The sequence below is a fragment of the Arthrobacter sp. TB 26 genome (genome assembly GCF_000427315.1).
Taxonomy (GTDB): domain Bacteria; phylum Actinomycetota; class Actinomycetes; order Actinomycetales; family Micrococcaceae; genus Arthrobacter.
The window spans coordinates 1-3349 of the sequence record NZ_AUPJ01000450.1; the positions used below are offsets into that span (position 1 = coordinate 1).

The 3349-nt window shown below is 69.6% G+C and carries 3 protein-coding genes and 1 pseudogene; 2 read left to right on the forward strand and 2 right to left on the reverse strand.

Features of this window, described 5'->3' with window-relative positions; all coding sequences use genetic code 11:
- Window positions 1-489, forward strand: a pseudogene (locus K789_RS25475) (hypothetical protein); the annotation flags it as partial.
- Window positions 490-580: 91 nt separating this feature from the next.
- The gene (locus K789_RS0117270; RefSeq protein ID WP_024367854.1) at window positions 581-1312 is read left to right on the forward strand and encodes a hypothetical protein; all 732 of its coding nucleotides are present in this window, start codon (window positions 581-583) and stop codon (window positions 1310-1312) included.
- Window positions 1313-1316: 4 nt separating this feature from the next.
- On the opposite strand, the gene K789_RS0117275 is transcribed toward K789_RS0117270, so the two are convergent.
- On the reverse strand, window positions 1317-1730 hold the full coding sequence (locus K789_RS0117275) for a DUF302 domain-containing protein (protein ID WP_024367855.1): 414 nt from the start codon (window positions 1728-1730) through the stop codon (window positions 1317-1319).
- Between the two features lie 10 nt (window positions 1731-1740).
- On the reverse strand, window positions 1741-3087 hold the full coding sequence (locus K789_RS0117280; protein ID WP_024367856.1) for a phosphoribosyltransferase: 1347 nt from the start codon (window positions 3085-3087) through the stop codon (window positions 1741-1743).
- Window positions 3088-3349: the final 262 nt, after the last annotated feature.

Here is a 3349-nt window from a genome sequence, read left to right on the forward strand (position 1 = left end):
GTGCAGCTGGGCGCCGGACGCGGCGGCATGTACAGCTACGACCTGCTGGAGAACGCCGCCGGCCTCGGCATGCACAGCGCGGACCGGATCCTTCCCGAGTACCAGCGGCTCGACGTCGGCGATGTCATCCCCTTGGTTTTCAAGAAGGGGCCCGACGTGGGGATCCCGGTCCGGCGCATGGAGGCCGGATCCGTGCTGGGTCTCGCCGGCACCATGGATCCGCGCACCGGTAAAATCACCCCGACCGGCGGTGCGGCCGCTGGCCCCCGGCTGGAGCTCGGCTGGACGTTTGTGCTGCAGCCCGTCGACGGTGGCACCACACGGCTGCTGTCCCGGACGCGGTACGACTATGCCCCGCTGGCCGTGGGGCTGATCCTCCGACCGCTGCTGGAACCTCTGCAGTTCGTCATGGAGCGGCGCATGCTCCTGGGCATCAAGTCCCGAGCCGAGGGCCGCGGCCGCCAGCTGGGCCGCCGGCAGCGTCCATGACCTTGTGCCCTACCCCCGCGGCCCCCGCCGGAATAGCCTCGAAGTTCAGGGGCGGTCCACAGCCGCCCGCCGGGTTCCGGGGAGGCAAACGGTGAAATCGGCAAAAACAAGCATCATCGCCGGCATCGCATTGATGGCGGCCGGTGTCCTCTTGCTCTTGGACCTGCTCGGGATCCTCAACAGCGCGGTCCTCGTGTGGCCGTTGATTTTCGCCGCGGCCGGGGCCGGTTTCGTCACCGTGTTTTTCCGTAGCCGGGACAACTGGTGGGCCGCTATTCCCGGCTCCGTGTTCCTGGGCCTGGCGGCGGTCATCGTGATCACCCAGCTCTGGCCGGGCCCGGCGGCGTACTGGGCCGGCGCTTTCCTGTTCCTGTTCATGGGCGCAGGCTTCGGCGCGGTGTACGTGCGCGAACGCTCCAACTGGTGGGCACTGATCCCCTGCGGCGTGATGCTGACGCTTGCCCTCGTGGTCGCTCTCCCGCAGAACTGGGAAGGCATGCCGGTTGCCGCCGTCCTGTTCCTGGGCCTGGCAGCCACGTTCGCGGTGCTTTCCCTTGTTCCCCTCCACACCGCTCCCGGTCCTGGCCAGCCGGCAGCCCTATCCGGCCAGCCTGGGGCTGCGGAGCCATCACGGATGAAGTGGCCGCTGATTCCGGCTGCGGTCCTGGCCGTGCTGGGGCTCATCTTCGCTTTGCAGGCCACGGCGCTGCTCACTGCGAGCGAGTTCTTCGTCCCGGTGCTCCTGGTGCTCGCCGGTGTGGCGCTGCTGGTCTATGCCTACCGTCACCGGTCCGGCGGCCCCCATAAGGTGCACGGGGCCTGACGGATCAGTCCCCCGCTGCCAGTTCAGCCATGGCCGCGCGCAGGCGGGTGCCGGCGTCCTCCGCCACTTCGCGGACCGCAGGGGTGCCGCTGAGCTGGACCATGGTTTGCGGGTCGATGGCATGGACCGTCGTTGCGGTGGCCCCGGTCCCGCGGCGCACCACCACGTTGCAGGGCAGGAGCGCCCCCATTTCCGGCTCGGCGGCCAGCGCCTTGCTGGCGAGCATCGGGTTGCAGGCACCGAGGATAACGTAATCCCCCAGGGCTTCCGCGGCGTCCTCGCCGAGTTTGGCGGCAAAGGTGGCACGCACATCGATTTCCGAGAGGATCCCGAAGCCCTGGGCGGCGAGCGCCGCACGTGTCTTCGCGACGGCGTCCTCCCAGGTCAGCGGGACGACGGCGGTGTAGGTGTAGCTCATGCTGTTACTCCTAGGGATTGGTTTCGGCCTGCAGCAGGTAGTCGACGAACCAGTCCCGGGCGAGAATGGCAGCCGCCGCCAGCGTACCGGGTTCTTCAAAAAGATGGGTGGCGCCCTGGACTACGGCCAACTGGTTGGGGCAGCGCATCATGGACTTCGCCTTGCGGTTGAGTTCCAGCACCTCGTAGTCGTAGCTGCCGACAATGAGAAGCGTTGGCGCCCGGACGGCGGAGAGCCGGGGTCCGGCCAGATCAGGGCGGCCGCCGCGGGAGACGACGGCGTTGATCCTGGCGGTTGGTTCGGAGGCGGCCCAGAGCGCGGCTCCGGCACCCGTGCTGGCTCCGAAATAGCCAATTGCGCAGGAGGACGTGTCCTGCCGCGTGGCGAGCCAGTCCGTGGCCGAGGACAGCCGGCGGGCCAGGAGTTCGATGTCGAAGACGTTGGCACGGTTCCGTTCCTCCGCCGGTGTCAGCAGGTCCAGCAGCAGGGTCCCGAGCCCGGCCTGCTGCAGCACTCCCGCCACGTACCTGTTCCGCGGGCTGTGCCGGCTGCTGCCGCTGCCGTGCGCGAACAGCACCACGGCCCGGGCAGGGACCGGCAGGTGGAGCTGGCCCTGGAGGCGCACCCCGCGTGACGGGATTTCGACCTCCTCATCGAACTCGGCGGCGTCCTGCGCGCTGGCCGCGGCCGACTTCCGGGACGTCGACGGCGAGGCCTGCAGGCGCTTGGCCGCGGCGTCGAGCAGTTGCACCACCTCGTCGTCTTCGGTGGGGGAGAAATCGCGGTAGTGGTAGCCGACCGCGGAGAACTGGTCCGGCGTGGCGAGGCACACCACTTCGTCGGGCTCCGTCAGGCTCCTGAGGGTGTCGGCCGGGGCGACCGGAACGGCCAGGATGACCCTCGCGGCGCCGAGCTTCCGGGCGATCCGGCAGGCGACCCTGGCGGTGGATCCGGTGGCGATCCCGTCGTCGACAATCACCGCGATGCGCCCGGTGAGATCCTGCCGCGTCCGGCCCTTCCGGAAGCGGGCCACCCTGTTCTCCAGCACGGCGCGTTCGTGGTCTTCGACGGCCTGCAGCTCAGCGTCGCTGACCCGGGCATGAGCCAGCACGTGTTCTTCGAGTACCCGGGCGCCACCTTCGCCGATGGCGCCCATGGCGAGCTCGGGCTGGTAGGGAAGGCCCAGCTTCCGCACCACGATCACGTCCAGCGGTGCGTCGAGGGCGGCGGCGACCTCGAAGGCGACGGGGACTCCGCCGCGGGGCAGGCCCAGGACCACAATGTCCTGGCCCCGCAGATCCGCTAGCCGCCTTCCCAGTTGCCGGCCGGCGTCGACCCTGTCTTCGAAGATGCTCATCAGTATGGCTTTCCAGTCGGGACCTCGGCCGGTGTCTCATCCAGGAGTGCGCTCCGCAGGCTGGGAAATTGACCAGTTGGCCGCTCCCTCCCACTATCTGTCAGGAGGTCCCGGGATGTGAGGGCCTTTGTGCCCGGATTCGGCCGCGCCGCCGCCCCGGCCCCCGGTTGTGGAGCAACGGGCCCGCCTTCGCAGTGCTGAACCGCGCTGCACGGCGCGCGATGTGGTGGGTCCGCCCGCGGCGCCGCACCCCCGCCGCCCG

Excerpts from the sequence above, each read along its gene's own strand:
- K789_RS0117275 (WP_024367855.1), bottom strand. The coding sequence starts at position 1,730 with ATGAGCTACACCTACACCGCCGTCGTCCCGCTGACCTGGGAGGACGCC.
- K789_RS0117280 (WP_024367856.1), bottom strand. The coding sequence starts at position 3,087 with ATGAGCATCTTCGAAGACAGGGTCGACGCCGGCCGGCAACTGGGAAGG.